This window comes from Allobosea sp. GW821-FHT09G06 (assembly GCF_059416005.1).
In genome coordinates, this window is sequence record NZ_JBWKOI010000003.1 from 62,767 (window position 1) to 86,305 (window position 23,539).

Genomic DNA, 23,539 nt, shown 5'->3' on the forward strand with positions numbered 1-23,539 from the left:
GTGTGAGAGAATCTTCACCGTTGCGTAAGGTGAAGGTTGAGTTGTGTTCCGCGAGTTGGTCGGCAGCGTAGCGAAGTCGCTCGGATTTCAGTTCGATCAAAAGGCGATCCCCCTTTCCGATCCAGCTATCTCTGAGTTGTTCGGCGCGCTGCCGACTGCCTCCGGTGTCACCGTTACTGCAAGCACCGCGCTTCGTGTCCCCGCCGTTCTTCAGGCCGTGCGCTTGATTGCCGAAACGGTCGGCTCCCTTCCTTGCAAGCTCTATCGCGACGCTGACGGCAGCAAGGAAGCCGCGAAGGACCACGCTGGCAACCGGCTGGCCCATAATCGCGTCAACGGCTGGACTAGCGCCGGCCATCTCCGCACGCTCATCACGACCGACGCACTGCTTCATGGCGCAGGCTATGCCCATGTCGTCCGCACCGGCGACGGGCGCCCCTACGAGATCAATCGCCTTCAGCCCCGCACGGTCCAGCGCCGTTTCGAGGATGACGGCGAGCCCTATTACATCGTCACCGACAAGAACCGCGTGCAGCGCCGGCTGTCCTATCAGGACGTGCTCTATGTCCCGGCGTTCGGCGACGTGTCCCCTGTCTCACTCGGCAAGGAAGCCATCGCCAATGCGATGTCCTTGGAGCGCGATGTCGGCCGGCTGTTCGGTTCCGGCCGTCGCCCTTCAATCATCCTGACCAATGAGAACAAGGCCATTGGCGAAGGCGATAAGGGCGCCGCGACGATCGGCAGTCTGCTGAAGTCCTATCGCAGGTGGCAGGCGGGACCGGATTCCGATCCTTTCATCGCAGACGGTGGATGGAAGCCTGAGCAGTTCACCATGACCTCGACCGATGCCCAGTTCCTAGAGCATCGCCTTGAACAGGTCCGCGAGATCGCCCGCATCTTCGGCGTCCCGCCTTCCATGCTGTTCGAACTGAGCCGGGCGACGTGGAGCAACGCGGAGCAGATGGCCGCGAGCTTCCTTCAGCTTTGCCTTCGGCCTTGGCTCGACCGCTGGCAGGACGCCTATGCGACCGTGCTGCTCACCGAGGAAGAGCAGGACAGTCTCTATTTCGAGTTCGTCATTGACGACCTTCAGCGCGCCGACGCGGCGGGCCGGGCTGAAATCTTCGGCAAGCTGGTCGCGATGCGCGCCATGACGCCGAACGAGGTTCGCAGCGCCATGAACTATCCCGCCATCGAAGGCGGCGACGAGCTTGCCAATCCCTACACGACGACCGGCCCCGCTGCCGGCGCGAACGACAACCCCAGCACCGACAAGGAAGCCGCGTGAGCGACGAAGCCGACAAGCAGATCATCAACCTTGAAGCGCGCATCGCTGAATTCGAGCGCGCGATTGAAGAGCGGTTCAAGCCGAGGCTGCGCAAGGCGATCTTGGCAGCTCTCGACGAAACCCCTGCCGAGTTTCTTGAGATGGACCTTGCAGAGGTTCGCGAGGCGCTGAAGTGAAGCACGTCGCCTATTTCGGTGACGGCGAAAAGACCTTCGCCCTCACCATGCCCATGATTGCCGAGCTTGAGCGTAAGACCGGCGTCGGTATCGGCGCCCTGTATCAGCGCGTCGCGCTCACCCTTCAGTTCCATGTCGGCGACGTGGTGGAAATCATTCGGCTCGGCCTGATCGGCGGCGGCACGTCCCCGGCCGAAGCTCAGAGCCTGATCGACGCCTACACCCCGGATCAGCCGCTTATCCCGCTGGCCATGCTCGCCGTGGACATCTTCAACGCGCGTTGGAATGAGCCCAACGGTGAGGGCCAGGACGACGCCGAGCCTGACGAGATCGACCACGCAGCCGCGACCGGCGACCTCGCCGCCGCGATCAAGGCCGCCTATGCGGACGTGGCCGATGTCTGAGCGCTTGAACGTCACGGCCGCCGAGCACACCGGAGCCGCTTGGGCGCCGGCCGCTGAAACCATTCTTCAGCTCGATTCCGCTGATGCGAATGCGAAGGTTCTGGTGCAGGCCCGCGTAAGCGCCGCCGCACCTTGGACCACTATTGGCGCGCTCGCGCAGTTTCCTTCCGACCTCGATAGGTTCGTGCGCCTTCCGCGCTTCCCCGAGCTTCGGCTTGTCGTCGTCCGAAACACGGCGGGATCGGCCGTAAAGGTCTGGGACAACGAATGAGCGAGCGGCTTGAGATCAAGGCCGCGCTCGCGGTTGATGACGCTGGCACCATCACCGGCACGGCTTGGCCATTCGGCTCCCCTGATCGCGTCGGCGACGTGATCGAAAAGGGCGCCTTCGGTGCGCCGGAACGGCTCCCGATGCTGTTCGCGCACGATCAGGCGCAGGCCATTGGCGTTTGGGAATCCATCACCGAAACCGACGCCGGCCTCACCGTGAAGGGCCGTCTCCTGATCGATGATGTTGCCCGCGCCCGCGAAGTTCGCGCGCTGGTGCAGGCCGGCGCCGTTTCTGGCCTCTCCATTGGCTTCGTCAGTCAAAAGGCAGTCGCCCGCGCTCGCGGCGGCCGGACCATCAGCAAGCTCGACCTGCACGAAATCAGCATCGTCTCCGTTCCCTGCCATCCGGGAGCGCAAATCCAGTCAATCAAGGCCGTGCCGGATGGCTCGGCACCCCATCAGGAAAGTGAAATGAGCACCGCAGAGAATACCGAGACCAAGGACGCCCCGAGCTTCGATCAGAAGGCGTTCGACGCCCTTCAGGCTCGCCTCGACAAGCTTGAGGCCAAGGCCAATCGCCTGCCGGCTTCGAACGACAATCAGGCGAACGACAATATCGAGGCCAAGGCTTTCGACGCCATGCTTCGACGCGGGGAGCGTCGCATGCAGGCCGACGAGCTGAAGGCTCTGACGGTCGCGAGCGATGCGTCGGCCGGCTATCTCGCCCCGACCGAGTTCGGCAGCGAGATCATCAAGAAGCTCGTGGAGTGGTCCCCGGTTCGCCAGTATGCCCGCGTCGTCACGGTCGGCGGCAAGGAAATCAAGTATCCGCGCAAGGTGTCCGGCGCGACGGCCGTCTGGGTCGGCGAGACCGAGGACCGCACGGCCTCGACCATGGCTTTCGAGCAGATCACGCTCACGCCGCACGAGATCGCGACCTTCACCGACATCTCGAATGCCCTGTTGGAGGACAACTCCTACGACCTGCGCGGCGAGCTGGTCGCCGACTATTCCGAGGCGTTCGGCAAGGCCGAGGCTTCCGCGTTCGTCAGTGGTGACGGCGTCGGCAAGCCGAAGGGCATCATGGCGGCGACCGGCCTGAAGGAGATCAAGACCGGCGCCGCTGCCAATCTCGGCACCGACCCGGCCTCGACCATCATCGGCCTGTATCACGAGCTGCCGGGCGTCTACGCGCAGAGCGGCGTGTGGATGATGAACCGCAAGACGCTCGCCACGCTCCGCATGCTGAAGGATGGCAACGGCCGGTTCATTCTGGTCGATCCGATCTCGGCCGGCATGCCGACCACGCTGCTCGGCCGCCCGATTGTCGAAGCCATCGACATGGACGACATCGGCGCCAACAAGTTCCCGATCCTGTTCGGCGACCTTCAGGGCTACCGCATCGTCAACCGGCTCGACCTGAGCGTCATGCCCGATCCCTACACCCTCGCGACGAAGGGCCAGGTCCGTTTCCATGCCCGCGCCCGCGTCGGTGCTGACGTGACGCACCCGGACCGCTTCGTGAAGCTGAAGGTCGCGGCGTAAGCCATGACCTTGCGGCCCGCATACGATGAGATCGTTCTGGAGCACGGCAACCATGCCGTGATCCTTCGGCCGTCCTTGCGGGCCGCGAGCACCCTTGAGCGGAATATCGGTTTCGACCGTCTCTTTCAGCGGATCGCCGAATTTCATACCGGCACCGTGCGCGAGATCATCGTGACGGCCGCGACCGACCGCAGGGATGCCGCCCGTTTCCTGCGCTCCCTCGAAAGTAAGTCGCTGCTTACTTTCATGCAGATCGCGCAGATTCCGGCTCACCGCCTTTGCATGGGATTCTTCCCGGCGCCCGACGATGGCGCGAAGCCTGCGCGTGGATTTCCTGCCATTCCGCTTCGCAATGTGTATCGCAACCTGTTCCGGGCGGCGACGGGCAAGCTCGGCTGGTCCCCGGAAGAGGCTTGGAACGCGACCGCGACCGACATCAACGAAGCATTCATCGGCACCTTCGGCACGACTGAGCAGCAGGCCCAGCACGATCCCGAACAGGCGGCCCGAAACGAAGCCGCTGGCCTCGACCCCGAATTTGACCGCGCCGGCCTTCAGGCCCTCAAGGCGAAGTATGGGCGGAAGCCCCGATGAGCCGCCGTCCGCCCCGCCTTTGCTCTTGTGGCAGCATCGTCGCCCATGGCGCCCGTTGCCAGTGTCAGCGCGAGCAGGATCGCGTTCGCGGCGCCCGCCACGATCGCGCACGCCCGAACGCCCGCCAGCGCGGCTATGATCGGCAGTGGGAAGAGGCTGCCCGCACCTATCTGCGCCAGCCCGGCAATCAGCGCTGCGAATGCGGCGCACCCGCCACCCTCGTCCGGCACCGCATCAGCATCCGCCAGCACCCCGAGCTTCGCATGTCGCCTGCCAACTGGCGTCCCGGCTGCCGTCGCTGCAACGCCCTCGACTACATCCGAGAGAGAACACCCCGCCGATGAGGGAGCTTACGCACGAAGGTATCACCCAGCCGATCCGCGAATGGGCGTTGGACTACGGCATTCCGACACGCCTTATTAGCGATCGCCTTCGCCGTGGTTGGACTGTCGATAAGGCGATCACCACGCCGATGAACGTCGCTCCCGGTGAACGGCTGAAGGATCGAGCACGACGCCCCAGCGCAGCAAGCGGCCATCGTCGCCGGCTTGAGCATGCAGGCAGGAGCCTGAGTGTCGCTCAATGGGCTGAGCACGCTGGCATCAGCTACCACACGCTTGCCAACCGCCTTCGCGCCGGTTGGCCTGTCGGCAAGGCGCTCACGAAGGCAGTGCGGCCTTATCCCAACCGGCACCGGGGGGTGGTCTCCAATTTTCCGCCTGTTTCGGGGACCGGCGCGGGGAGCACCGCGCAAGAGACGCCCGAAATAACTTTTTCAGAAGAGGTCAATTCCTGATGAGTTGCGTAACGCTTTCCCTCGCGAAGGCGCAGATGAATATCGACCACTCGGCCGATGATGAGCTTATTCAGCTTCATATCGACGCCGCTGAAGCTTGGTTCGAGAATCAGACCGGCCGCAAGCTCGCTGATCTCTCTCCGGTTCCGGCTGACATCAAGCTCGCGATGCTGAAGCTTGCGGCGTTCTATTACATGCATCGCGAGGCCGTTTCTTACGGCGATGCGGTGCGTTTGGCGCCCTATGGCGTGCAGGCTGTGGCCAATTCCTACCGGGAACGGTGGTTCGGCGAGCCAGCGCCCGAGGATTCCGACGATGAGTTCTGACCTCGACCGGCTCAATCGCCGGTTCGCGGCCGTGATGAAGAACGTCCGCGAGGTGGTCCAGCCGGCCCTTGTGAAGGGCGCGGAAGAGATCGCCGCGACGCAGCGCCAGCTTGCGCCCGAAGACACCGGCGACCTGAAGGATTCCATCACCGTGACACCGCCCGGTGGCACGACGCCGCCTTATTCGCAGCCCGGCGGGAGCCGCGTCGTCGGTGAGAATGAGGCTGTCGTGACGGTGGGGGGCACCGATGTTCGGTATCCGCACCTTGTCGAATACGGCACCAGCACGACCCCGGCGCAGCCCTTTTTCTGGCCCGGCTTCCGGCTCACGCGCAAGCGCGCGCTCAATCGTATCAAGCGTTCGATCCGCAAGGCCGTCCGCACCGGATGGGACTCGCCATGATCGAGCCGACTATGGCCATCCGCGAGGCCATCGGCGACCATCTCGCCAGCGACCCGGCCGTTACTGCGCTTGTAGACCCTGAGAACATCCGGGCCGGCGACTTCGCGCCGAATGAGCTTCCGGCCATCCTGTTCGGCGCCGGGAATGTCATGATGCACGGCCGGGCGTCGGGCGCGCAGTTCGTCGCGACCGTGTTCCTCGAACTGCATATCTGGGCGGTGGAAGACGGCCTCGACCGTGCCCAGACCATCGGCGCGGCCGTGGCGCGCCGCCTTATGGACTGGCCTTTCTGCGACGGCTTCAGCCTCGATCAGTTCAAGCACACCCGCACCGTTTGGCCCCGCGATCCTAATCCCGATTACGGGCACGGCGTCATGTCGGTGGAAGCTGTCATCCGGTGGAGCATCTGATGCTCGCGGCCGGCACTCTCTTCTACACCATCACCATTGAGCGCGAGACGAAGACGCGCACGCCCAGCCGTGGCACCGCTTCCGCCTGGACGGAAATCGCCACGACGCGGGCCGAGGTGGTGAAGGCATCCGCTGCCGACTTCCTCACCGGCTTCGGCACCGCCCAGCAGGGCACCGTTATCTTCCGCATCCGCTGGCGGGACGGTCTGACGGGCGCCGAGCGCATCGTCTTCAACGGCCGGGCGTATCAGATCAAGGAAATCGCCGACATTGGGCGCCGCGTTGGTCTCGAAATCAGGGCGGTCGCCCTGTCGTGACCCATCTTCGCGGCCGAAAGCCGGCCTTATCCCCAGATCGCGAGCCCCTGACGAAGGCGCCGGCCGCCCCGAAGTGGCTGAGCGAGGACGCGCGCAGCGAGTGGAAGCGGATCATGCCGCGCCTGATCGCCGACCGGATCATTACGGCCGCCGACCTTGCCGGTGTCGAGAACTATTGCGCCATGCAGGGGCATATTCGGCAGCTTGAGCGCGCCATTGCCGCCTCGCCGGTTCCCGACAAGGTGCTTTTCGGAATGCTCAACCGCGCCATGCAGACGGCGCGGCAGCTTGCGGCCGAATACGGTCTTACCCCGACTTCCCGCGCCCGCGTCGGCAGCAATGCGGCTGATGACGATGACGAGCCGAACGCGCTCATGATCGGCAGGAACCGCTGATGAGCAAGAGCGCGTTCCCGCATTGGATTTATGACGGCAGCCCCATCCCGGACCCCTTCGGCTATGGGCAAGACGCCATTGATTTCCTGCGCGCGCTGAAGCACCCGAACAGCACGGCGCCGAAGAACGCTTTCCAGCTTCACGACTGGCAGGAGCGCATTGTTCGTCGCATCTACGGCCCGCGCCATCCTGACGGCCGGCGCATCGTGGAAACCGTCTTTTGGATGATCCCGCGCGGGAACCGGAAGACCAGCCTCGCGGCTGCGCTCGCCCTGCTTCACACCATCGGCCCGGAGCGCGTCCCGGCCGGACAGGTCATCTTCGCGGCATCGGATCGCGAGCAGGCTGGCCTTGGCTTCAAGGAAGCCGCGAACATCGTCCGCATGGATAGGCGCCTTGTCAGCGCGACCCGCATTTACGACGCTCATAACAGCGCAAAGAAGATCGCTTATCCGGCGCAGGGCGTCGAGCTTCAGGCCATTTCGAGCGACGGCGCCGCCCAGCACGGTAAGACGCCCAGCTTCGTGCTTGTAGACGAGATCCACGTTTGGAAGGGCCGCGACCTTTGGGAGGCCCTGAAGTCCGGCATGGTCAAGACCAGCGGCACGCTCATGGTCATTGCGACTACAGCCGGGCGTGGCAGCGAGAACATCGGTTTCGAGCAGTATGAGTATGCCCGGCGCGTCGCGCGCGGCGAGATCGTGAACCCGGCCTATCTGCCGATCATTTTCGAGGCTGATAACGATAACGACTGGCAGGATGAGGACGTTTGGCACCGGGTTAACCCCGGCCTGACCTACGGCTTCCCGAACCTTGACGCCCTGCGCTCAGCGGCGAAGGAGGCCGAGCATCGACCCGCCGACCGGCACGCCTTCCTTCAATTCAACCTCAATATCTGGCAGGCGCATTCCCGCGACCCGCTCTTTGACATGGCGACCTATGACGCCGGCACGTTCCCGCTGGACCTCGCCGAGCTTGAGCCGCTGCCCTGCTTCCTTGGCGTGGACATGGCGATCAATGGCGACCTCGCGGCCATCGTCGCGGCGTGGCGTCACGATGACGGCCGGATCACCATCGCACCTTGGTTCTTCGTGCCCGGCGACGACCTGATGGCCCGTGCCCACCGTGACGGCGTGCCTTACGAGCGTTGGCGCGACGAAGGCCATATGATCGCAACGGATGGCCCGATTATCGATCCCGGCGCCGTCGAAGATCATATTCGCGAACTTTGCGGACGCTTTGACGTGCGCGAGATCGCCTTCGACCCGCACCTTGCCCGCACGATGATGCAGCGGCTCTTTGACGATGGCCTGCCGACCGTCGAAATGCGCCAGAACATCACGACCATGGGGCCGGCAATTGGCACCCTTGAGCGCTTCGTGAACGGCCGGCTGCTTCGTCATGGCGGGCATCCGGTTCTTCGCCATCACTTCGATAGCGTCGTCGCCAGCCGGAACGACACCGGCCTTGTGCGGATGCACACGGCTCGACGAACCGACCGCAAGGACGGTGCTGTCGCTGCCGCGATGGCCGTCGCACGCGCCGCTTCGAACGACAACCGCCGAAGCATTCACGACATGGACCCCGAAGAGGAAGCCGAGTTCTGGACCAAGGTCCACGACCTCGCCGCGTAAGGAATAGATATGGCCGAAGCCGCCGAACAGCTTGTCGTCGCCCTTGAGGCCCGCATGCGGGAGTTCGAGAAGAACTTTCAGCGTGCCAAGAACGCCAGCAATGACAACTGGCGCCAGATCGAGGGCCGTGCCCGCAGGGGCGCGCGCAACCTTGAGCAGTCCATGGGCGGCGCCACGACCGCCATGGCGCGCCAGCTTGAGAACTTCGGCGACGCTGCCGCCGGAAAGCTCAAGGGCGCTTTCGCCGCCATCGCAACCGGCGTGGTGCTCAACGGACTTCGGAAGACGGCGGACGAATACACCAAGGTAATGAACAGCCTGAAGGTGGCCGGGGTGAAGGACGCTGACCTGTCCGGCACCTTCGATAAGCTGTTTGCCAGCGCACAGCGCAACTATGCGCCGCTTGACGCCCTCGCGACGCTCTATGGGCGCGTCTCGGCCGCCCAGACCACGCTGAAGGCGTCCAGCGCTGACGTGATGCGCGTCACCGACATCACCGCGCAGGCCCTTCGCGTGTCCGGCACGTCCGCGAGCGAGGCACAGGGCGCGCTCTTGCAGTTGGGCCAGGCATTGGCCGGCGGGAAGATTCAGGCCGAGGAATACAACAGCCTGCTCGACGGCATGCGCCCGCTTTTGGAGGCCGCTGCCGCCGGCATGGTTGAAGCGGGCGGCGATGTCGCCAAGCTCACCGCGCTGGTGAAGGACGGCAAGGTTTCGAGCGAGGCGTTCTTCCGCGCCATCCTCGCCGGCTCCCCCATCCTTGAAGAGAAGCTTGCTGGCGCGACCACGACGAGCGAGCAGGCGTTCCAGCGGCTTCAGAACGAGCTTACGAAGGCCGTTGGCGAGTTCGACCGGATGGTCGGCGTCACCCCGGCCGTTGTCTCTGGCATGGAATCGGTTGCGAACAGCATCGGCCCCATCGGCGCGGCCGCCGCTGACGCCACGGTGAAGGTGCAGGGCCTTTTGAAGGCCCTTGGCGATGTCATGGCCGCGTCGGGGAAGGCGATCTCTGGCGCGCTCGAATCCGCGCAGGCTGACACCGCGCGGACGCAGCGGACCATTCTCGAGGCGAAGCTTCGCGGCGCCATCGGCCCGGAACGTGCTGGTATCGAGGCGCAGCTTCGAGCGCTGGACGCTGGCGCGCAGAACCCTTCCGCGAAGGCGGCGCGCGCCGCCGCCGAGCGCGAGCGTCATATTCAGGCTGGCCGCGATGCCGGCGACTTTGGGAACATCGGAACCGGCATCGGCATGCCCAATGCCCCGCTGCCGCCTAGCCGCCCGGCTGGCGTCGGCGGTAACGGCGTAAAGCCGATCAGCCTGAAGGACTACGCTGTTCCCGGTGAGGAAGGTAAGGGCGGCGGTGGTGGCGGCGGCTCTGGTGCTGAGAAGCAGAGCCGCTTTGACCGCGACCTTGAAGCGATCCAGCGCCGCACCGAGGCCTTGCGCCTTGAGGCCCAGATGGTCGGGAAGGGCCGCGAGGAAGTCGAGCGGTCGAAGATCGCCCTTCAGCTTGAGCAGGCCGCGAAGCGCGATGGCCTCACCGTCACCGACGAAATGCGTTCGAAGATCGAGCAGGCTGCACAGGGCTATGCTGCCGCGAAGATGAAGGTCGAAGACCTGAAGGAGGCGATGGACGGCGTTCGCGACGCGCAAAAGTTCTTCGCGCAGGAAGTGACTGACGGCTTCGTGGACATGATCGTGGAGGGCAAGAGCGCCACCGAGGTTGTGCAGCAGCTTGGCAAGGCCCTGTTGAAGGCTGCCCTTCAGGCTATGCTCATGGGCAGCGGGCCGCTGGCCGGGCTGTTCGGAACGAAGGGCGCTGACGGCGCCGTGGGTGGCTTGTTCGGCTTCCTGCCGAAGCTCTTCGGCTTCGCAGATGGCGGTTACACCGGCAACGGTGGGAAGTATCAGCCGGCCGGCATCGTCCACCGTGGCGAGTTCGTCATGTCGAAGGCCGCGACCAGCCGCATCGGCGTCCAGAACCTTGAGGCCATGCACCGGGGAGTGCTGCGCGGCTTCGCGGACGGTGGCTATGTCGGCAGTGCGCCGGCCATTCGTCAGCCGGAACTTGCAGGCGCCAGTGCAGCGCCGGTGCAGGCCATCAGCATCTCGGCGCCGATCACGATCCACGGCTCTTCCGGCACACCGGAGCAGAACGACGACCTCGCGAAGAAGATGCAGCGCCAGCTTGAGGTGACGATGCGGTCGGTGGTGGCCGATGAGATGAGAAAGCAGACCCGGCCGGGCAACTTCGCGAATACGAGGAACCGCTGATGCCCCTGCCGACCTTCACGCCGCCTATCGGCCCGACGCCGGGCGCCGCGCATAAGCCGAAGGTGAACCTGCTCAAGGCCGAGTTCGGCGACGGCTATTCGCAGTCAACGCCGAAGGGAATCAACCACATTCGCCGGACGTGCAGCCTGAAGTGGGATGCGCTCACGCTCGACCAGATGCAGGAGCTTGCCGAGTTCTTCGAGCGCATGGCCGGAAGCCAGCCGTTCTATTACCAGCCGCACGGCGCACGCTCCCCGGTGAAGTGGACTTGCGAGGACTGGTCGCATCCGCAGGCGCAGGATGGTGTTTGGACCTTCACTGCGGAACTGGTGCAGAGTTTCAGCAACGCCGCCTAGCAGATAGGCGCGCGCTGACTCATGGAGGGCCCAGGACTCGCCTTCGTGCGCGTGCAGGTGGCAGAGGGGCGGCCGGAAGCTAGCGCCCGCTGGTGACTCTCTAAACGCTTCCGGGCGGAACGGTCCCGTTCGGCCATGAGATATGTGACGGCCGGGAGCGGAGCGACCGGGCCGGAGCCCTCTCTATCCCGGGATGGGACATCTGGTGCCGGGCAACCTACGCCTTCGGCTACCGGAGGAGTTCCTGCGGATAGAAGATGGACGAAGCTTCCGGACGCGCCAGCGTCCGGGCAAGGCCGAAGGCCGCGCAGGCGAGCGCCGGAGGCGCGAGTAGTCGGGGCATCCTCATAGGCTGGAAATGCGTGCGAGGCCAATTTTCCGAGCAATTACTTGTTTCTTTCTTTTAGTGCTTATTCACACATAAGGGAAAATGGCCTCGCACGCGCCTTGCGATTGCGCATAGCCGGAGCAGAAAAATAGCCTCGCACGCCGCGTCGTCGAAGCATAGGAAAATTAGCCTCGCACGTTTCAACGCTCAAAATGTCGAGCGGAAGGGGCGTTATGGCGCCTTTAGCGGCGTTGATATCATCTTGTGTATGTGATATGATTGTTCATCAATCAGTAAGGACGCTAATGACCGCCCATTATTCCCCGACCGCAAACACCGTTCGCCTTGATCCTCGCCGGCTCGCCCAGTTGAAGGCCGTCGCCGAAGCCATCGACACGACCTCTGCCGGCGTCATCAGCCAGTGGCTGCGCTCCTGTGTGGAAAGCGGCGTGATCCCCGCCGATATCCCCGGCATCGTCATCGGCAAGGTTGAAGGCGGCATCACTATCGCCATCGACGGCGCGGAGCCGGTTGCGCTGGACCGTGACATAGCGGGGAAGGTAGTCGCCTCGCTCCGTGCGGCCATCGACACCGGCGCCGGCACCATCGAGCCGTTCGCTGCCGTCCCCTACGCTGTCGTGAAGAAGGGGCCGGGCATCCGCCTGATGCTCCCGTTCTACGGCACCGGCGCGCAGAAGTTCGACAACTCGCCGAGCTTCCCCGTCGATCTCGCCGAAGACCTTGTTGGCCAGATCGAAAAGGCGCTGGCCTGACAAAGAAAAGGCCCGAACGCGCCAACGTTCGAGCCCTTCGAATTCTTCCGGCCTGCCGGCCGTCACCGCTCACCATGCGATAGGTTTATTATATGTGGGATGAATCCGGGCCGCAATATGCTGGCCGCGCAGACCCGAACGACATTATTGCGGAGATCGACGCGATTGAAGCTCCGGCTGATCATGTCGAGCCCGCGCCGCCTCACGTCAGCGGGCGCTTCAAGGCCGCTATGGATGCTTGGCGCGATCGTCATATCGCCTACCTCGCCAACCCGAACACTTATGAGGCTTTGCTGGCAGAACGCCGACAGGAGGAGAACCGCAAGCTTTGGCGGGCGGAGTATGCCGTTCGCTTAGGGCGCCCTGTTCGCGTTACCGAGCGCGGCCAGACCCCGGAGCGTCGCGCCGAGAAGAAGGCCGCGAAGTCCAAGGAAGAGCGCGCTCGGCGAGATGAACGGAGCACTCCGGAGCAGATAGCCGCCCGTAAGGAAGATGCGAAGGTTCGGGCGAAGGCGAGCCGCGAGCGCAAGAAGCAGGCCGAACACCCCGAGGGCTACGGAAAGTTTTGACGATCACCAGCAGTCGCACCGGCGACTGCGCTATAACGTAATCGCCAGCCTCTTAGCGGCGGCTGGTGCTCCGCCTGACAGATTGCCGGCCCTCGCCGGCAATGGCGGACTGAACCCCTCGCGACCGGCAAGCCGCGAGGGGTTTTTCGTGGCAAGAAAAGTAAGTAAGAACCTACTTAAGCTGTTGTTTTTATTTGCTAATTTATCTACGCAGCTATTGCGGCGTGGTTCCGGCCGTGCGAGTCTTTGGCTGCCAAATCACTGGCGCCAGAGACAAGCCTATGAGCCCGATCAATCACGCCCTCTATCTCTCCAATCCGACGCACCGCACGCTGGTCGACCGCCTGATGTCAGCGCACGTCGATCCCGGCCACGACCTCCGCAGCACCATCATCGAGATTCTGGGCGACGCTGATATCTGGCCGATCATGTGCCTTGAGGACCGGCTGGAAGAGCGCCAGCGGCGCCGGGCGCGCGGACTAGAGTGAGAGCAATGGCAGGAGCGTGTCAGCAATCTTCTGCGTTCGCTATGGCGACTTGGCTATAAGATCAAAGGCTGACGCCCCTGTCAGCGCAGGAGCGAAAATGAACCAGTTCAAGATGAAGGCGCCTGACAGCGAGATCACCGCGTCGTGGCAGCGCGAGGGCAGCATGATCCTCGTTCGGTATGGCGAGCGGACGAAAAAGGCTCAGGCTAGCGATAGCGACGAGACCAACCTTTTCGTAGCGCGCGACATCGTGCGCGGCTGGATCGCTGCGGACCTGAAGGAGGGGGAGTAATGGCGCTCAATCCCGTCCTCCGCGAGATTGTCACGCGTGCTGCCGATAGGGGTAGGCGCGTGATGCTGCAGCGAGAGGTGGCCCGCGAGGCTTTGGTCGGGGCCGTTGCGGATGAGATTTATTCCGCCACGCCCGACGATACGGACCTCGATACCTTGGCGCTCGCCGACATGATCGTGGAGCGCTTGGAGGCGATGGGTGTCGAGCTTCCCAAGCCTCGGCTCAGTGTTCGTGCCGAGACGAAGCGGGAGGCCACGTAATGTTCCGGCGACAAGCCTATACTGGGGCTGAGTTGCCTAAGGATACGAAGGTGCCCAGGATGCCGTCCAACGTCCAGCCGGCGCCTGCGCCGGGTCCGGTTAGCTTGCTTGATTGGATGACGCCCCTCGGCAAGCGCCTTGGCGACTGCACCGGGGATGAGATCGCGGCTCTTGCCGCACTCTTCAATGAGTTGGCGAAGAGCAAGTCCACCGCCTGAAGCCCAGGGCGATTTATGACATCAGACCCGCCGGTGCAGATCGGCGGGCCTCTAACTTCAATTCGCGCGCCGGGCATTCCTGCGCTCGGCAGCTAACCGCACCCGAGCAGGTGTCGTGTAAATTCGTTCCAGCAATGTAGCTGTGAAATCGAGCAAATCTTCCGCCTCGTTCGCAGTTAAAGTGCCGCGATGAGCGCCGTCATTCCCGTCTTCACGAATGCATGCGGAGAGGTCGCGCAAATCTTCCGGTAGTTTTGCATTGTCAAACAGCCAAGGCAGGCGCAACCCAAGATCACGCCGCATTTTCTGAGTAAGCCCTGGTGTTTCCTCCTCCGGTAACAGCGGTGCTGTTGCTAAATCGATCGACAACCGGAACATCGTGCCCGCTGCATTCCAGCATTGAGACGACATACAACGGGCAGCCTCCTCAAAAATATTGTTGATATTTTCGGGTAGGTGCTCCGGGGGAGAAATGTCGCTAACGTCAGCTACCGATATAAATCGCCTTATGCCGAAATCAGCTTCGATAGAGCCTGGTATTTCGGATACAGAAATGTTATTTCTACGTTCGAAGGCGTTTGCCTTTTCTTGCGAGAGCACAAATATGGTGCCTTTCTTGCATCTTCTGCAAACGCAAAAGGCTTCGAATATATGTGACCATCCGTGTTCGCGCCCTAAGAGGCAGTCACCTTTCACGTCGAAGGTTACATGCGCTGTTCCGCACCGAGGACAGTCGCCAGCAATCTCAGCCATCGTTTCTTCCCGTCGAAACCTATTCTATCCCTCCCTCACCATAGCGACGCTCAAACCCGCTGCCATCCCTCTCGCCGTTCAGGACGCGCGCCAGCACCGGCCACTCAGAGAAGGTAGTTTAGGAGAGGAGATCACCTTTAGTCCTGCTCATCCGCCCAGACTTCATGTTCAATGACTGCGAAATCGATACACTTGCCGATCTGACCATGCTCGTTGACGACCACGGACATATCGCTCGTGTGCATTATCCCTGCGGACTCAAAGAGGTCGCGAATGGTGTCCGCTTCGCTGCTTGCGATGGCGCCGATCTTTTCAAAGCTGCCCGAAACAAAGTCGACTTCGAAAGCGAGATCGCCAAAGAGCTCACTCGAAACGTCCTTCCCTTCGCGATCCACCATAGTCTGCTGCGCGCAGATAGTGAATCCGCCGGGAACAAGTGCCGCGACCGCATCCGATTTTGCCGCCAATCGGAACGCCTCGGTTTCTGCGGCGAACACATTCCGAACATGCTGCTCGTTTGGTTTTCGGCGATAGACCTTTCTGATGCGCCCAGCGCTTGGATCGACAAAAATCAGCCCGTAGGCTCCCTCGGTGAGATAAACGAAATTTGATCCCGCGAGCCTTAGCCCGCGCGATTCGTTCGCAAAGCCCATCTCCATCAACCCCGTCGTGAATGCGGCCTTTCGGCGCTACACAAAAGCACTCACACTATTGCTACACAATCGCTCACAACTTCCAAGCTAAGCGATTGATAAATAACAGGAAAAAATGGTGGCGGAGACGGAGGGATTCGAACCCTCGATACCCTTGTGGGGTATGCTCATTTAGCAAACGAGTGCCTTCAGCCTCTCGGCCACGTCTCCGGCGAGAGGCTCTATGCCCGATTGCCGAGGCGTTTGACAAGTCTCGCCGGCAATTTCCTTTGCGCAGCCTGTGCATGTGTCCAAGCGAACCCCTAAGCCCTGCCGTGTGAAGGGGCGCTCTGGCGACTCCCCGCAGCTAGCCAGCACAAGCACACAGCCGAGCCCTGCGTCGGCTTGCCTTGCTCCTCCGCTGGCCAGCCACTAGATTGAACCTGTCCGTTGGGGTGCCGAAAGGCTGAGAGGCGTGTTCCGCGCCAACCCATCGTACCTGATCCGGGTAATGCCGGCGAAGGGAACGGTCTTCGGCTCGCAGATGTCTTGCTCGTGCCCCAGGCCGCTGCCTTTCCGGGAGCAGGGAAGAGCATGACGGCGCAACGCCTTCAGTCGGGCCTGAATGTCGCGGTGGTCGGCGCCGGCGTCGTCGGTTTGGCCTGCGCCGCCGAACTGCTGGCGCGCGGCGCACAGGTAACCATCCATGAGCGCGGCCCGCGCATCGGCGCCGAGGCTTGCTCCTGGTATGCCGGAGGCATGCTCGCGCCCTGGTGCGAGGGCGAGAGCGCCGAGGAGCCGGTGATCCGGCTCGGCCAGCAGGCGGCCGATTGGTGGGAGCGACATGCCGGTGGCGTCGTGCGCAATGGCACGCTTGTTGTGGCGCCCAGTCGCGATCGTTCGGAGCTGCGCCGCTTCGGCCAGCGCACCAGCCATTTCGAGGAGATCGATGGCGAGGCCATCGCCGGTCTGGAGCCCGATCTCGCCGGACGATTCTCGCGGGGGCTGTTCTTCGCGGGCGAGGCGCATCTCGACCCGCGCGTGGCGATCGCGGCTTTGGCTGAGAGGCTCGTCGTTGGTGGGGTGGCCATCCATTTCGACCGCGCCGTCGAACCCACCGATCTCGATGCCGATATCGTGCTCGATTGCCGGGGATTGGCGGCGCGCGATGTCCTGCCGGACCTGCGCGGCGTGAAGGGCGAGATGCTGCTGCTGCGGAGCGACGATATCAGCCTGTCGCGGCCGGTCCGGTTGCTGCATCCGCGCATCCCGCTCTACATCGTCCCACGCGGCGACGGGCTCTTCATGGTTGGTGCGACCATGATCGAGAGCGGGGAGCGCCGCCGCATCTCCGCCCGCGCCATGCTGGAATTGCTCGGTGCGGCCTACGCGCTGCATCCGGCCTTCGCTGAAGCCGAGGTCGCCGAGATCGGCACTGATGCCCGCCCGGCCTTTCCCGACAACCTGCCGCGGCTGACGCGTCGTGGTCGGGTGATCCATGTCAACGGGCTCTATCGCCACGGCTTCCTGCTCAGCCCCGCCATGGCGCGGATGGCAGCCGAGGCCGCGCTGAACCCGCAATCCACACCGGAGATGCTGCATGACGTTGCTGCTTAACGGCGCGCCTCAGACCGTTGCCGCGAAGACCTTGGCCGAGGCGCTGGCCGAGCTGGGCTTTGCCGGCCGCATCGTCGCGACCGCGCTGAACGGTGATTTCGTGCCGGCCCGCAAGCGCGCCGAGACGGCCTTAAGCGAGGGCGACCGCATCGAGATCGTCGCGCCGATGCAAGGAGGCTGAGATGGCGTCCTTCTATGGTTTCGAGCCAGAGAACCCGCTCTTTCTGGGCACCGCGCAATACCCGTCGCCCGCCATCCTGGCCGAGGCGGTGAAGCGCTCCGGCGCCGAGGTCGTCACCGTGTCGCTGCGCCGGGAATCCTCCGGTGGTGCCGGACAGGCCTTCTGGGCGCTGATCCGCGAGCTCGGCGTCAAGGTTCTGCCGAACACGGCCGGCTGCCACACCGTCAAGGAGGCCGTGACCACCGCTCAAATGGCGCGCGAGGTCTTCGGCACCGACTGGATCAAGCTCGAGGTGATCGGCGAGGACGACACGCTCCAGCCGGACGTGATCGCGCTGGTCGAGGCCGCGCGCATCCTCACTGACGACGGCTTCAAGGTCTTTCCCTACACGACCGAGGATCTCGTCGTCGGCGGGCGCTTGCTCGATGCCGGCTGCGAGGTGCTCATGCCCTGGGGCGCGCCGATCGGGTCGGGCAGGGGGCTCAACAACCCCTATGGCCTGCGCAGCATGCGCCAGCACTTCCCCGACATCCCGCTGGTCGTCGATGCCGGCATCGGCCTGCCCTCCCATGCCGCACAGGCGATGGAGATGGGCTATGACGGCATCCTGCTCAACACCTCCGTCGCCAAGGCCGGCGACCCCGCCGCGATGGCGGAAGCCTTCGCGCTCGCCATCCGCGCCGGCCGACAGGCTTTCGCCGCGCAGCCGATCGAAGCGCGCGACATGGCCGCTCCCTCCACCCCCGTCATGGGCAAGGCATTCCTGGCATGAAACTCGATCCGTTCTACCCCATCTTCGACAGCGCCGACTGGCTGGAGCGGATGCTGCCGCTTGGCGTCAAGCTGGTGCAGTTGCGCGTCAAGGATCGCTCCGAGACCGAAGTCGCGCGCGAGATCGCCCGGGCGAAGGCGTTGTGTGCCGCTGCCGATTGCGTGCTCGTCGTCAACGACTACTGGAAGCTCGCCATCGCCGAGGGCTGCGATTTCATCCATCTCGGCCAGGAGGATCTCGACGATGCCGATCTCGGCGCGATCCGCAAGGCCGGCCTGAAGCTCGGCATCAGCAGCCATGACGAGCCCGAGCTGGAGCGCGCGCTGGCGGCCAAGCCCGACTATGTCGCGCTCGGCCCGGTCTATCCGACGATCCTTAAAGCAATGCGCTTCGGCCCGCAGGGTCTTGAGCGGCTGGGCGAATGGAAGCGCCGCATCGGCGACCTGCCGCTGGTCGGCATCGGGGGCATCTCGCTGGAGCGGGCGCCGGGCGTCTTCGAGGCCGGTGCCGACATCGTCGCGGCGGTGACCGACATCACGCTGAACGCCGATCCCGAGGGCCGGCTGAAGGCCTGGATCGCGGCGACGCGGAAGCGCGCGGCCTGAGAGGGCGCACGGCTGCGCTTCCAGGCTTGATATCGAACCACTCCGTCATCCCGGACAAGCGGCGAAGCCGCGCCGATCCGGGATCCATCGTAGAGCGCGGAGCCCGACGATGAATCCCGGCGCTCCGCTTCGCTGCGGCCGGGATGACGGCGAGGTGTATGAAGCTCAGCTCTCGGCCTCGGCCGACATCGTGTGCCCATCGACATGGCCGAGGCTGCGCTCGGGATCGAGCCGGTCGCGCACGCGCTGCTTCAGCACCTTCGAATCCGGGAAGCCGCCATCGGCCTTGCGGTCCCAGATCAGTTCGCCGTCGTAATGGATCTGGAAGATGCCGCCGGTGCGCGGGATCAGAGCGACCTCGCCGAGATCCTGCCCGAAGGTCGAGAGCAGTTCCTGCCCGAGCCAAGCCGAGCGCAGCATCCAGTTGCACATCGAGCAGTAGGTGATGGCGATGCGGGGGGCGGGCTTGGTCTGGGTCATGATCGGTCACCGAAGCGGGAGGTCGCCTCCGACATCCCGCTTCGGGCGCCGCGATGCAAGCCCGAAAGCTGCATGGCCGATCGGCGATCGGCTATGGCTTAAGTTTTTGTTTTAACTAAATAAAATGAAGGGCGCTCAGACTTCGTCGATATAGCGGCGGCGCAGGTGGGCCTTGAACACCGATGCATCGAGCGGCCGGCCCGTGGCCTCGGTCAGCAGGTCGTCGGTCGAGAGCAGCGAGCCCTTGCCGTGGATATTGGCGCGCAGCCAGCCGACCAGCGGGCTGAAATCGCCCTTTCCGATGCCGGGCAGGATCGAGCCTTCCGCCTTGCAGGCCGCGTCGAAGATCTGGGCCGCGGTCATCGCGCCCAGCGTATAGGTCGGGAAATAGCCCCAGCCGCCCGACGGCCAGTGGATGTCCTGCAGGCAGCCGAGCCGGTCATTGGGCACGGTGACGCCGAGCAGGGACTTCATCCCGGTATTCCAGGCGGTGGGTAACTCCGCGAGCGGCATCTCGTCGGCGATCAGCGCCTTTTCAAGCCGGTAGCGCAGGATGACATGGGCGGGATAGGTGACCTCGTCGGCATCGACGCGGATGAAGCCGGGCTCGACGCGGGTATAGCGATGCCACATCGCCGTGCTGTCCCATGCCGGTCCCTCACCTCCAAAACTCTCCCGCATCAGCGGCGCGGCGTAAGTGAGGAACTGACGCGAGCGGCAGGCCTGCATCTCCATCAGGAGCGACTGGCTCTCATGCAGGCTCATGCCGCGCGCGGCGCCGACCGGCTGGGCGAGATAGCCCTGCGGCCGGCCCTGCTCGTAGAGCGCGTGGCCCGTCTCGTGCAGCACGCCCATCAGCGCCTTGGTGAAATCGGCCTCGTCATAGCGCGTGGTGATGCGGACATCGTTATCGGCGCCACCGCAGAACGGATGGGTCGAGATGTCGAGCCGGCCGCGCTCGAAATCATAGCCCAGCGCCGCCATGAACTTGAGGCCGAGCGCGCGCTGCGTCTCGGTCGCGAAGGGGCCTCCCAGCGCAGCCAGGGCCGGGCGGCGCGCCTGCACCGCCATCGCCTCTTGCGTGAAGCCCGGCAGGAAGGCAGCGAGATCGTCGAACAGTGCGTCGATCTTGGCCGAGCGGCCATCGGGCTCGTAATCGTTGAGCAGGGCATCATAGGCGGAGAGGCCGAGTTTCTCGCCCTTGGCCCGGCCGATCTGGCGCTGCAGGTTCAGGACCTCGGCGAGATAGGGCAGGAGGCCGGCGAAATCGGCATCGGCCCGCGCCTGACGCCAGCGCATCTCGCAGGCCGAGACCGCCTTGCTCGACGCTTCCACCAGCTCCGAGGGCAGGGCGGTATCGACGGTCCAGACGCGGCGGATCTCGCGCAGGTTCGCCTTCTCCCAGGCGCCGAGGCTGCTGTCGCTCTCGGCTGCGCCGAGCCAGTCACCGATGCGGGCATCGGTCGAGAGGCCGTGGCGCATGACATGAAGCAGCGCCATGCTTTCGGCCCGCGTCTCGGCAGCGCCCTTCGGCATCATCACATCGTTGTCCCATTGCAGGATGCCGATGGCGTTCGACAGCGCGGCGATGCGGCCGAAATGGGCGGAGAGGTCGGAATAGGCGGTCATGCAGCTCTCTGGTGTGGGAGTGGGCGGCGCAATTGAAGTGTTTTCGCCGGCCCGGACAAGCCGCGTCAGCAGCGCCGGGCCGGAACGACGATGAGCGTGCGGTTCAGGCGAACAGCTTGGAATATTGCCGCGGCTGCGAGCGCAGATACTGGTTCGGTGCCTTGACGGTGGCGCCAAGTTGGGCGGCCGCGTGCCAGGGCCAGCGCGGGTTGTACAGGATGCCGCGTGCCAGCGCGACGAAATCGGCCTCGCCCGTGCCGATGATCGCCTCGGCCTGCTCGGCCTCGGTGATGAGGCCGACCGCCATGGTGGTGATGCCCGTCGCCTGCTTCGCGGCCCGCGCCAGTGGCACCTGATAGCTCGGCCCGAGCGGGATCTTCTGCGTCGCCGACAGCCCGCCGCCGGACATGTCGATGAAGTCGGCGCCGCGCGCCTTGGCCGCCGCGGCGAAGGCGATGCTCTGCTCGATATCCCAGCCACCCTCGACCCAGTCCGTGCCGGAAATGCGGAAACCGACCGGATAGCCCGCCGGCACCACGGCCCGTACCGCATCGAGCACCGCGAGCGGGAAGCGCATGCGGTTCTCCAACGAGCCGCCATACTCATCCTCGCGCCTGTTCGAGAACGGCGAGAGGAACTGGTGCATCAGGTAGCCATGCGCGCCATGAAGCTCGATCGCGGCGAAGCCGAGCCGCACGGCCCGGCGGGCCGAATCCGCGAAGGCCTCGATCAGGCGGGCGATGTCATCCCCGGTGAGGGCGCGGGGCGGCCGCGGGTAGTTTTCGAAGCCGAGCTCCGAGGGGCCCTCGACCGTCCAGCCGCCCTGGTCGAGGCCGAGTTGGCCGCCGCCCTTCCAGGGCTGGGCGACGGAGGCCTTGCGGCCGGCATGGGCGAGCTGGATCGCGATCGGCATGTCTGACCAGCGCCGAGCGGAATCCAGCGCCTTGCCGAGTGCCGCTTCGGTCTCGTCGGACCAGAGACCGAGATCGAACGGGCTGATCCGGCCATCCGGCTCGACGGCCGTCGCCTCGATGATCAGGAGGCCGGCGCCGGACAAAGCGAGATGGCCTAGATGGATAGTGTGCCAGTCGCTGGCGCAGCCATCCTGCGCCGAATACTGGCACATCGGGGCGATGACGATACGGTTGGCGAGCGTGAGGCTGCCAAGCTGATAGGGGCTGAAGAGCTGGCTCATGGCGGGATGGGGTCTCGGAAGGTGCAGGTTTCCCGCGCAGTCTAGAAGCCGCCGCGTGGCCAAGGCCAGTGGCCCTCGCGCAAACGCGATGCCCGATGCGTGCAGATGCACCTCGCGAGGCCGGCGATCCCGGTGCTAGCCTCGGGAGGACAGCCCCTGCTCCCGGAGACCGCCATGGCCGACGCATCCGATTCGGTTCAGCTCACCCGTGACGGTGGCGTCGCGATTCTGACGCTCAATCGGCCGGCGCAGCTCAACGCCATCGATGCGCCGATGGCGGAGCGCTTCCTCGTACAGGTGAAGGTGATTGCGGCCAGCGGCGATGTCCGCGCCATCCTGCTGCAGGGGAATGGCCGCTCCTTCTGCGTCGGGGGCGATATCTCGCAGTTTCTCGCCGGCAGCGATGTCGCGGCCGGTATCGAGGCGATCATGGCACCGATGCACGAGGCGCTGCGCTTGCTCGATGCCTTGCCGCAGCCCTCTGTCGCCTGCCTGCATGGAGCGGTCGCGGGCGGCGGCTTCAGCCTCGCGCTCGCTTGCGATCTAGCGATCGCGGCCGACGATGCCCGCTTTACCATGGCCTATTCCCGGATCGGCGCGACCTCCGATCTCGGCGGCACCTATCGGCTTGCCCGCCTCGTCGGCCAGCGCAAGGCACGCGAGATCGCGCTGCTTGCTGATGTGTTCGGGGCCGAGGAGGCGCTAAAAATCGGCCTCGTCAACCGCGTCGTGCCGGCCGCCCAGGCGCGCGACGAAGCCTTGGCGATGGCCCGCAAGCTCGCGGCGGGGCCGACCGGCGCCTATGGCCGCATCCGCACCTTGCTGGCGGAAGCTCCGGACGCCGATCTCGCTGATCATCTCGACGCAGAGCGCGACGCCTTCCGCGAGACGACGGCGACCGCCGATTTCCGCGAGGGCGTGACGGCCTTTCTGGAAAAGCGGCCGGCGGCCTTCACCGGCCGGTGAGGCGCTGTCGGCCTGCCTGTTCACCTTTGCGTGCGCCGCACAATCCGCTCCTGAAAATGCCGTAATCAGACATATGATAAGCAGGCTTACGATTGGGAGGCCTGCGAATGAAGCGACCCTTGCGGCGGGAGCTGGTTTTCCAGCTGGTTGAAACCTCGCGGCTGCTCCGGACCTATGTCGAGCAGCGCGCCCGCCAGCACGGCACGACGCGGGCCCAATGGGGCGTGATGTCGCGGTTGCGGCGTCAGGAGGGGCTGAATCAGGCCGCGCTCGCCGAGCAGATGGACCTCCAGCCGATCTCGCTCGCCCGCCTGCTCGATCGCTTGCAGAGCCAGAACCTGATCGAGCGCCGCGAGGACCCTGCCGACCGCCGCGCCTATCGGCTCTTCCTCACCCCGGAGGGGCGGGCGCTGGTCGACGAGCTCGATTCCGTCCGGACCGAGATCGCCGACGAGATTCTCGGAGAGGCCGAGGAGGGCGCGATCCTGTCCGCTCTCGGCACGCTCTCGACGATCCGCGAGCAGATTCGCGCCCGATCCGAAGACAAGGCGCCGGCCTCCGCCGACGACGCAGCCTGAGCGAATGGACATCAG

31 protein-coding genes, 1 tRNA gene, 1 pseudogene and 1 riboswitch are annotated in these 23,539 nt (G+C 64.6%); of the genes and pseudogenes, 27 read left to right on the forward strand and 6 right to left on the reverse strand.

The window, feature by feature from the left end; translation table 11 throughout:
* Positions 1-43: 43 nt before the first annotated feature.
* From AC07NY_RS16515 to AC07NY_RS16615, 21 genes and pseudogenes are all read left to right on the forward strand, one after another.
* Entirely contained in the window at positions 44-1,288 is a 1,245-nt protein-coding gene (locus AC07NY_RS16515) for a phage portal protein (protein ID WP_494584744.1), read from the forward strand.
* The gene (locus AC07NY_RS16520) at positions 1,285-1,464 is read left to right on the forward strand and encodes a hypothetical protein (RefSeq protein WP_494584745.1); all 180 of its coding nucleotides are present in this window, start codon (positions 1,285-1,287) and stop codon (positions 1,462-1,464) included. The genes AC07NY_RS16515 and AC07NY_RS16520 overlap by 4 nt, the downstream gene beginning before the upstream one ends.
* On the forward strand, positions 1,461-1,868 hold the full coding sequence (locus tag AC07NY_RS16525) for a gene transfer agent family protein (protein ID WP_494584746.1): 408 nt from the start codon (positions 1,461-1,463) through the stop codon (positions 1,866-1,868). The genes AC07NY_RS16520 and AC07NY_RS16525 overlap by 4 nt, the downstream gene beginning before the upstream one ends.
* Positions 1,861-2,139 carry a hypothetical protein gene (locus tag AC07NY_RS16530; RefSeq protein WP_494584747.1) on the forward strand — a complete coding sequence of 93 codons (279 nt, stop codon included), beginning with the start codon at positions 1,861-1,863 and terminating at the stop codon, positions 2,137-2,139. The genes AC07NY_RS16525 and AC07NY_RS16530 overlap by 8 nt, the downstream gene beginning before the upstream one ends.
* A pseudogene (locus AC07NY_RS16535) lies at positions 2,136-2,513 on the forward strand (HK97 family phage prohead protease); the annotation flags it as partial. The gene AC07NY_RS16530 and the pseudogene AC07NY_RS16535, both read left to right, overlap by 4 nt.
* 96 nt (positions 2,514-2,609) lie before the next feature.
* Positions 2,610-3,683 carry a phage major capsid protein gene (locus AC07NY_RS16540; protein ID WP_494585134.1) on the forward strand — a complete coding sequence of 358 codons (1,074 nt, stop codon included), beginning with the start codon at positions 2,610-2,612 and terminating at the stop codon, positions 3,681-3,683.
* Positions 3,684-3,686: 3 nt separating this feature from the next.
* Positions 3,687-4,277: a hypothetical protein gene (locus tag AC07NY_RS16545; RefSeq protein ID WP_494584748.1), complete on the forward strand. Its 591-nt coding sequence runs from the start codon at positions 3,687-3,689 to the stop codon at positions 4,275-4,277.
* A gap of 340 nt (positions 4,278-4,617) precedes the next feature.
* A complete protein-coding gene (locus AC07NY_RS16550; RefSeq protein WP_494584750.1) occupies positions 4,618-5,073 on the forward strand; it encodes a hypothetical protein in 456 nt (151 codons plus the stop codon).
* Positions 5,073-5,399: a head-tail connector protein gene (locus AC07NY_RS16555; RefSeq protein ID WP_494584751.1), complete on the forward strand. Its 327-nt coding sequence runs from the start codon at positions 5,073-5,075 to the stop codon at positions 5,397-5,399. Before AC07NY_RS16550 ends, AC07NY_RS16555 begins: the two co-directional genes overlap by 1 nt.
* The gene (locus AC07NY_RS16560; protein WP_494584752.1) at positions 5,389-5,802 is read left to right on the forward strand and encodes an HK97-gp10 family putative phage morphogenesis protein; all 414 of its coding nucleotides are present in this window, start codon (positions 5,389-5,391) and stop codon (positions 5,800-5,802) included. Before AC07NY_RS16555 ends, AC07NY_RS16560 begins: the two co-directional genes overlap by 11 nt.
* 11 nt (positions 5,803-5,813) lie before the next feature.
* Positions 5,814-6,212, forward strand: a complete 399-nt coding sequence (locus AC07NY_RS16565; protein WP_494584753.1) for a DUF3168 domain-containing protein — start codon at positions 5,814-5,816, stop codon at positions 6,210-6,212.
* Positions 6,212-6,529 carry a phage head closure protein gene (locus AC07NY_RS16570; protein WP_494584754.1) on the forward strand — a complete coding sequence of 106 codons (318 nt, stop codon included), beginning with the start codon at positions 6,212-6,214 and terminating at the stop codon, positions 6,527-6,529. The genes AC07NY_RS16565 and AC07NY_RS16570 overlap by 1 nt, the downstream gene beginning before the upstream one ends.
* 113 nt (positions 6,530-6,642) lie before the next feature.
* Positions 6,643-6,924, forward strand: coding sequence for a P27 family phage terminase small subunit (locus AC07NY_RS16575; RefSeq protein ID WP_494584755.1), 282 nt, complete (start codon positions 6,643-6,645; stop codon positions 6,922-6,924).
* The gene (locus tag AC07NY_RS16580) at positions 6,924-8,558 is read left to right on the forward strand and encodes a terminase large subunit (protein ID WP_494584756.1); all 1,635 of its coding nucleotides are present in this window, start codon (positions 6,924-6,926) and stop codon (positions 8,556-8,558) included. Before AC07NY_RS16575 ends, AC07NY_RS16580 begins: the two co-directional genes overlap by 1 nt.
* 9 nt (positions 8,559-8,567) lie before the next feature.
* Positions 8,568-10,832: a tape measure protein gene (locus AC07NY_RS16585; RefSeq protein WP_494584757.1), complete on the forward strand. Its 2,265-nt coding sequence runs from the start codon at positions 8,568-8,570 to the stop codon at positions 10,830-10,832.
* Positions 10,832-11,188 (forward strand): phage tail protein, encoded by a 357-nt coding sequence (locus AC07NY_RS16590; protein ID WP_494584758.1) that lies wholly within the window; start codon positions 10,832-10,834, stop codon positions 11,186-11,188. The genes AC07NY_RS16585 and AC07NY_RS16590 overlap by 1 nt, the downstream gene beginning before the upstream one ends.
* Positions 11,189-11,821: 633 nt before the next feature.
* Positions 11,822-12,289 (forward strand): hypothetical protein, encoded by a 468-nt coding sequence (locus AC07NY_RS16595; protein ID WP_494584759.1) that lies wholly within the window; start codon positions 11,822-11,824, stop codon positions 12,287-12,289.
* Positions 12,290-12,381: 92 nt separating this feature from the next.
* Complete coding sequence (locus AC07NY_RS16600) at positions 12,382-12,858, forward strand: hypothetical protein (protein WP_494584760.1); 477 nt, start codon at positions 12,382-12,384, stop codon at positions 12,856-12,858.
* Between the two features lie 281 nt (positions 12,859-13,139).
* Positions 13,140-13,346, forward strand: a complete 207-nt coding sequence (locus AC07NY_RS16605; protein ID WP_494584761.1) for a hypothetical protein — start codon at positions 13,140-13,142, stop codon at positions 13,344-13,346.
* A gap of 97 nt (positions 13,347-13,443) precedes the next feature.
* Positions 13,444-13,638, forward strand: coding sequence for a hypothetical protein (locus tag AC07NY_RS16610; protein WP_494584762.1), 195 nt, complete (start codon positions 13,444-13,446; stop codon positions 13,636-13,638).
* Complete coding sequence (locus tag AC07NY_RS16615) at positions 13,638-13,898, forward strand: hypothetical protein (RefSeq protein ID WP_494584764.1); 261 nt, start codon at positions 13,638-13,640, stop codon at positions 13,896-13,898. The genes AC07NY_RS16610 and AC07NY_RS16615 overlap by 1 nt, the downstream gene beginning before the upstream one ends.
* A gap of 275 nt (positions 13,899-14,173) precedes the next feature.
* On the opposite strand, the gene AC07NY_RS16620 is transcribed toward AC07NY_RS16615, so the two are convergent.
* The 3 genes from AC07NY_RS16620 to AC07NY_RS16630 form a co-directional block, all read right to left on the reverse strand.
* Positions 14,174-14,869 carry a DUF4145 domain-containing protein gene (locus AC07NY_RS16620; RefSeq protein WP_494584765.1) on the reverse strand — a complete coding sequence of 232 codons (696 nt, stop codon included), beginning with the start codon at positions 14,867-14,869 and terminating at the stop codon, positions 14,174-14,176.
* A 137-nt stretch (positions 14,870-15,006) separates the two neighbouring features.
* A complete protein-coding gene (locus AC07NY_RS16625) occupies positions 15,007-15,528 on the reverse strand; it encodes a hypothetical protein (RefSeq protein ID WP_494584766.1) in 522 nt (173 codons plus the stop codon).
* 113 nt (positions 15,529-15,641) lie between these two features.
* Positions 15,642-15,732, reverse strand: a tRNA-Ser gene (locus AC07NY_RS16630).
* 210 nt (positions 15,733-15,942) lie between these two features.
* Positions 15,943-16,044, forward strand: a riboswitch (TPP riboswitch).
* Between the two features lie 51 nt (positions 16,045-16,095).
* Here AC07NY_RS16630 and thiO point away from each other — a divergent pair.
* The 4 genes from thiO to AC07NY_RS16650 are packed head-to-tail and all read left to right on the forward strand — an operon-like array spanning position 16,096 to position 18,676.
* The gene (gene thiO / locus AC07NY_RS16635) at positions 16,096-17,118 is read left to right on the forward strand and encodes a glycine oxidase ThiO (protein ID WP_494584767.1); all 1,023 of its coding nucleotides are present in this window, start codon (positions 16,096-16,098) and stop codon (positions 17,116-17,118) included.
* Complete coding sequence (gene thiS / locus AC07NY_RS16640; protein ID WP_494584768.1) at positions 17,102-17,299, forward strand: sulfur carrier protein ThiS; 198 nt, start codon at positions 17,102-17,104, stop codon at positions 17,297-17,299. The genes thiO and thiS overlap by 17 nt, the downstream gene beginning before the upstream one ends.
* A 1-nt stretch (position 17,300) precedes the next feature.
* A complete protein-coding gene (locus AC07NY_RS16645) occupies positions 17,301-18,071 on the forward strand; it encodes a thiazole synthase (RefSeq protein WP_494584769.1) in 771 nt (256 codons plus the stop codon).
* Positions 18,068-18,676, forward strand: coding sequence for a thiamine phosphate synthase (locus AC07NY_RS16650; protein ID WP_494584770.1), 609 nt, complete (start codon positions 18,068-18,070; stop codon positions 18,674-18,676). The genes AC07NY_RS16645 and AC07NY_RS16650 overlap by 4 nt, the downstream gene beginning before the upstream one ends.
* Positions 18,677-18,841: 165 nt before the next feature.
* On the opposite strand, the gene AC07NY_RS16655 is transcribed toward AC07NY_RS16650, so the two are convergent.
* From AC07NY_RS16655 to AC07NY_RS16665, 3 genes are all read right to left on the reverse strand, one after another.
* The gene (locus AC07NY_RS16655; protein WP_047580587.1) at positions 18,842-19,156 is read right to left on the reverse strand and encodes an Rdx family protein; all 315 of its coding nucleotides are present in this window, start codon (positions 19,154-19,156) and stop codon (positions 18,842-18,844) included.
* A 135-nt stretch (positions 19,157-19,291) separates the two neighbouring features.
* A complete protein-coding gene (locus AC07NY_RS16660; protein WP_494584771.1) occupies positions 19,292-20,785 on the reverse strand; it encodes a carboxypeptidase M32 in 1,494 nt (497 codons plus the stop codon).
* A gap of 103 nt (positions 20,786-20,888) precedes the next feature.
* Positions 20,889-21,980, reverse strand: coding sequence for an NADH:flavin oxidoreductase/NADH oxidase (locus AC07NY_RS16665; RefSeq protein WP_494584772.1), 1,092 nt, complete (start codon positions 21,978-21,980; stop codon positions 20,889-20,891).
* 174 nt (positions 21,981-22,154) lie between these two features.
* Here AC07NY_RS16665 and AC07NY_RS16670 point away from each other — a divergent pair, with 174 nt between their 5' ends.
* Together AC07NY_RS16670 and AC07NY_RS16675 are read left to right on the forward strand one after the other, a co-directional pair.
* Positions 22,155-22,946 carry an enoyl-CoA hydratase/isomerase family protein gene (locus AC07NY_RS16670; RefSeq protein ID WP_494584773.1) on the forward strand — a complete coding sequence of 264 codons (792 nt, stop codon included), beginning with the start codon at positions 22,155-22,157 and terminating at the stop codon, positions 22,944-22,946.
* Positions 22,947-23,053: 107 nt separating this feature from the next.
* Positions 23,054-23,524: a MarR family winged helix-turn-helix transcriptional regulator gene (locus tag AC07NY_RS16675; protein ID WP_494584774.1), complete on the forward strand. Its 471-nt coding sequence runs from the start codon at positions 23,054-23,056 to the stop codon at positions 23,522-23,524.
* The last annotated feature ends 15 nt before the right edge of the window (positions 23,525-23,539 follow it).

Bases quoted from the DNA above. Each gene is read 5' to 3' on its own strand.
- AC07NY_RS16530 (WP_494584747.1), top strand. From the start codon at position 1,861: ATGTCTGAGCGCTTGAACGTCACGGCCGCCGAGCACACCGGAGCCGCT.
- AC07NY_RS16540 (WP_494585134.1), top strand. From the start codon at position 2,610: ATGAGCACCGCAGAGAATACCGAGACCAAGGACGCCCCGAGCTTCGAT.
- AC07NY_RS16545 (WP_494584748.1), top strand. From the start codon at position 3,687: ATGACCTTGCGGCCCGCATACGATGAGATCGTTCTGGAGCACGGCAAC.
- AC07NY_RS16550 (WP_494584750.1), top strand. From the start codon at position 4,618: ATGAGGGAGCTTACGCACGAAGGTATCACCCAGCCGATCCGCGAATGG.
- AC07NY_RS16555 (WP_494584751.1), top strand. From the start codon at position 5,073: ATGAGTTGCGTAACGCTTTCCCTCGCGAAGGCGCAGATGAATATCGAC.
- AC07NY_RS16560 (WP_494584752.1), top strand. From the start codon at position 5,389: ATGAGTTCTGACCTCGACCGGCTCAATCGCCGGTTCGCGGCCGTGATG.
- AC07NY_RS16565 (WP_494584753.1), top strand. From the start codon at position 5,814: ATGGCCATCCGCGAGGCCATCGGCGACCATCTCGCCAGCGACCCGGCC.
- AC07NY_RS16570 (WP_494584754.1), top strand. From the start codon at position 6,212: ATGCTCGCGGCCGGCACTCTCTTCTACACCATCACCATTGAGCGCGAG.
- AC07NY_RS16575 (WP_494584755.1), top strand. From the start codon at position 6,643: ATGCCGCGCCTGATCGCCGACCGGATCATTACGGCCGCCGACCTTGCC.
- AC07NY_RS16580 (WP_494584756.1), top strand. From the start codon at position 6,924: ATGAGCAAGAGCGCGTTCCCGCATTGGATTTATGACGGCAGCCCCATC.
- AC07NY_RS16585 (WP_494584757.1), top strand. From the start codon at position 8,568: ATGGCCGAAGCCGCCGAACAGCTTGTCGTCGCCCTTGAGGCCCGCATG.
- AC07NY_RS16590 (WP_494584758.1), top strand. From the start codon at position 10,832: ATGCCCCTGCCGACCTTCACGCCGCCTATCGGCCCGACGCCGGGCGCC.
- AC07NY_RS16595 (WP_494584759.1), top strand. From the start codon at position 11,822: ATGACCGCCCATTATTCCCCGACCGCAAACACCGTTCGCCTTGATCCT.
- AC07NY_RS16600 (WP_494584760.1), top strand. From the start codon at position 12,382: ATGTGGGATGAATCCGGGCCGCAATATGCTGGCCGCGCAGACCCGAAC.
- AC07NY_RS16605 (WP_494584761.1), top strand. From the start codon at position 13,140: ATGAGCCCGATCAATCACGCCCTCTATCTCTCCAATCCGACGCACCGC.
- AC07NY_RS16610 (WP_494584762.1), top strand. From the start codon at position 13,444: ATGAACCAGTTCAAGATGAAGGCGCCTGACAGCGAGATCACCGCGTCG.
- AC07NY_RS16615 (WP_494584764.1), top strand. From the start codon at position 13,638: ATGGCGCTCAATCCCGTCCTCCGCGAGATTGTCACGCGTGCTGCCGAT.
- AC07NY_RS16620 (WP_494584765.1), bottom strand. From the start codon at position 14,869: ATGGCTGAGATTGCTGGCGACTGTCCTCGGTGCGGAACAGCGCATGTA.
- AC07NY_RS16625 (WP_494584766.1), bottom strand. From the start codon at position 15,528: ATGGAGATGGGCTTTGCGAACGAATCGCGCGGGCTAAGGCTCGCGGGA.
- thiO (WP_494584767.1), top strand. From the start codon at position 16,096: ATGACGGCGCAACGCCTTCAGTCGGGCCTGAATGTCGCGGTGGTCGGC.
- thiS (WP_494584768.1), top strand. From the start codon at position 17,102: ATGACGTTGCTGCTTAACGGCGCGCCTCAGACCGTTGCCGCGAAGACC.
- AC07NY_RS16645 (WP_494584769.1), top strand. From the start codon at position 17,301: ATGGCGTCCTTCTATGGTTTCGAGCCAGAGAACCCGCTCTTTCTGGGC.
- AC07NY_RS16650 (WP_494584770.1), top strand. From the start codon at position 18,068: ATGAAACTCGATCCGTTCTACCCCATCTTCGACAGCGCCGACTGGCTG.
- AC07NY_RS16655 (WP_047580587.1), bottom strand. From the start codon at position 19,156: ATGACCCAGACCAAGCCCGCCCCCCGCATCGCCATCACCTACTGCTCG.
- AC07NY_RS16660 (WP_494584771.1), bottom strand. From the start codon at position 20,785: ATGACCGCCTATTCCGACCTCTCCGCCCATTTCGGCCGCATCGCCGCG.
- AC07NY_RS16665 (WP_494584772.1), bottom strand. From the start codon at position 21,980: ATGAGCCAGCTCTTCAGCCCCTATCAGCTTGGCAGCCTCACGCTCGCC.
- AC07NY_RS16670 (WP_494584773.1), top strand. From the start codon at position 22,155: ATGGCCGACGCATCCGATTCGGTTCAGCTCACCCGTGACGGTGGCGTC.
- AC07NY_RS16675 (WP_494584774.1), top strand. From the start codon at position 23,054: ATGAAGCGACCCTTGCGGCGGGAGCTGGTTTTCCAGCTGGTTGAAACC.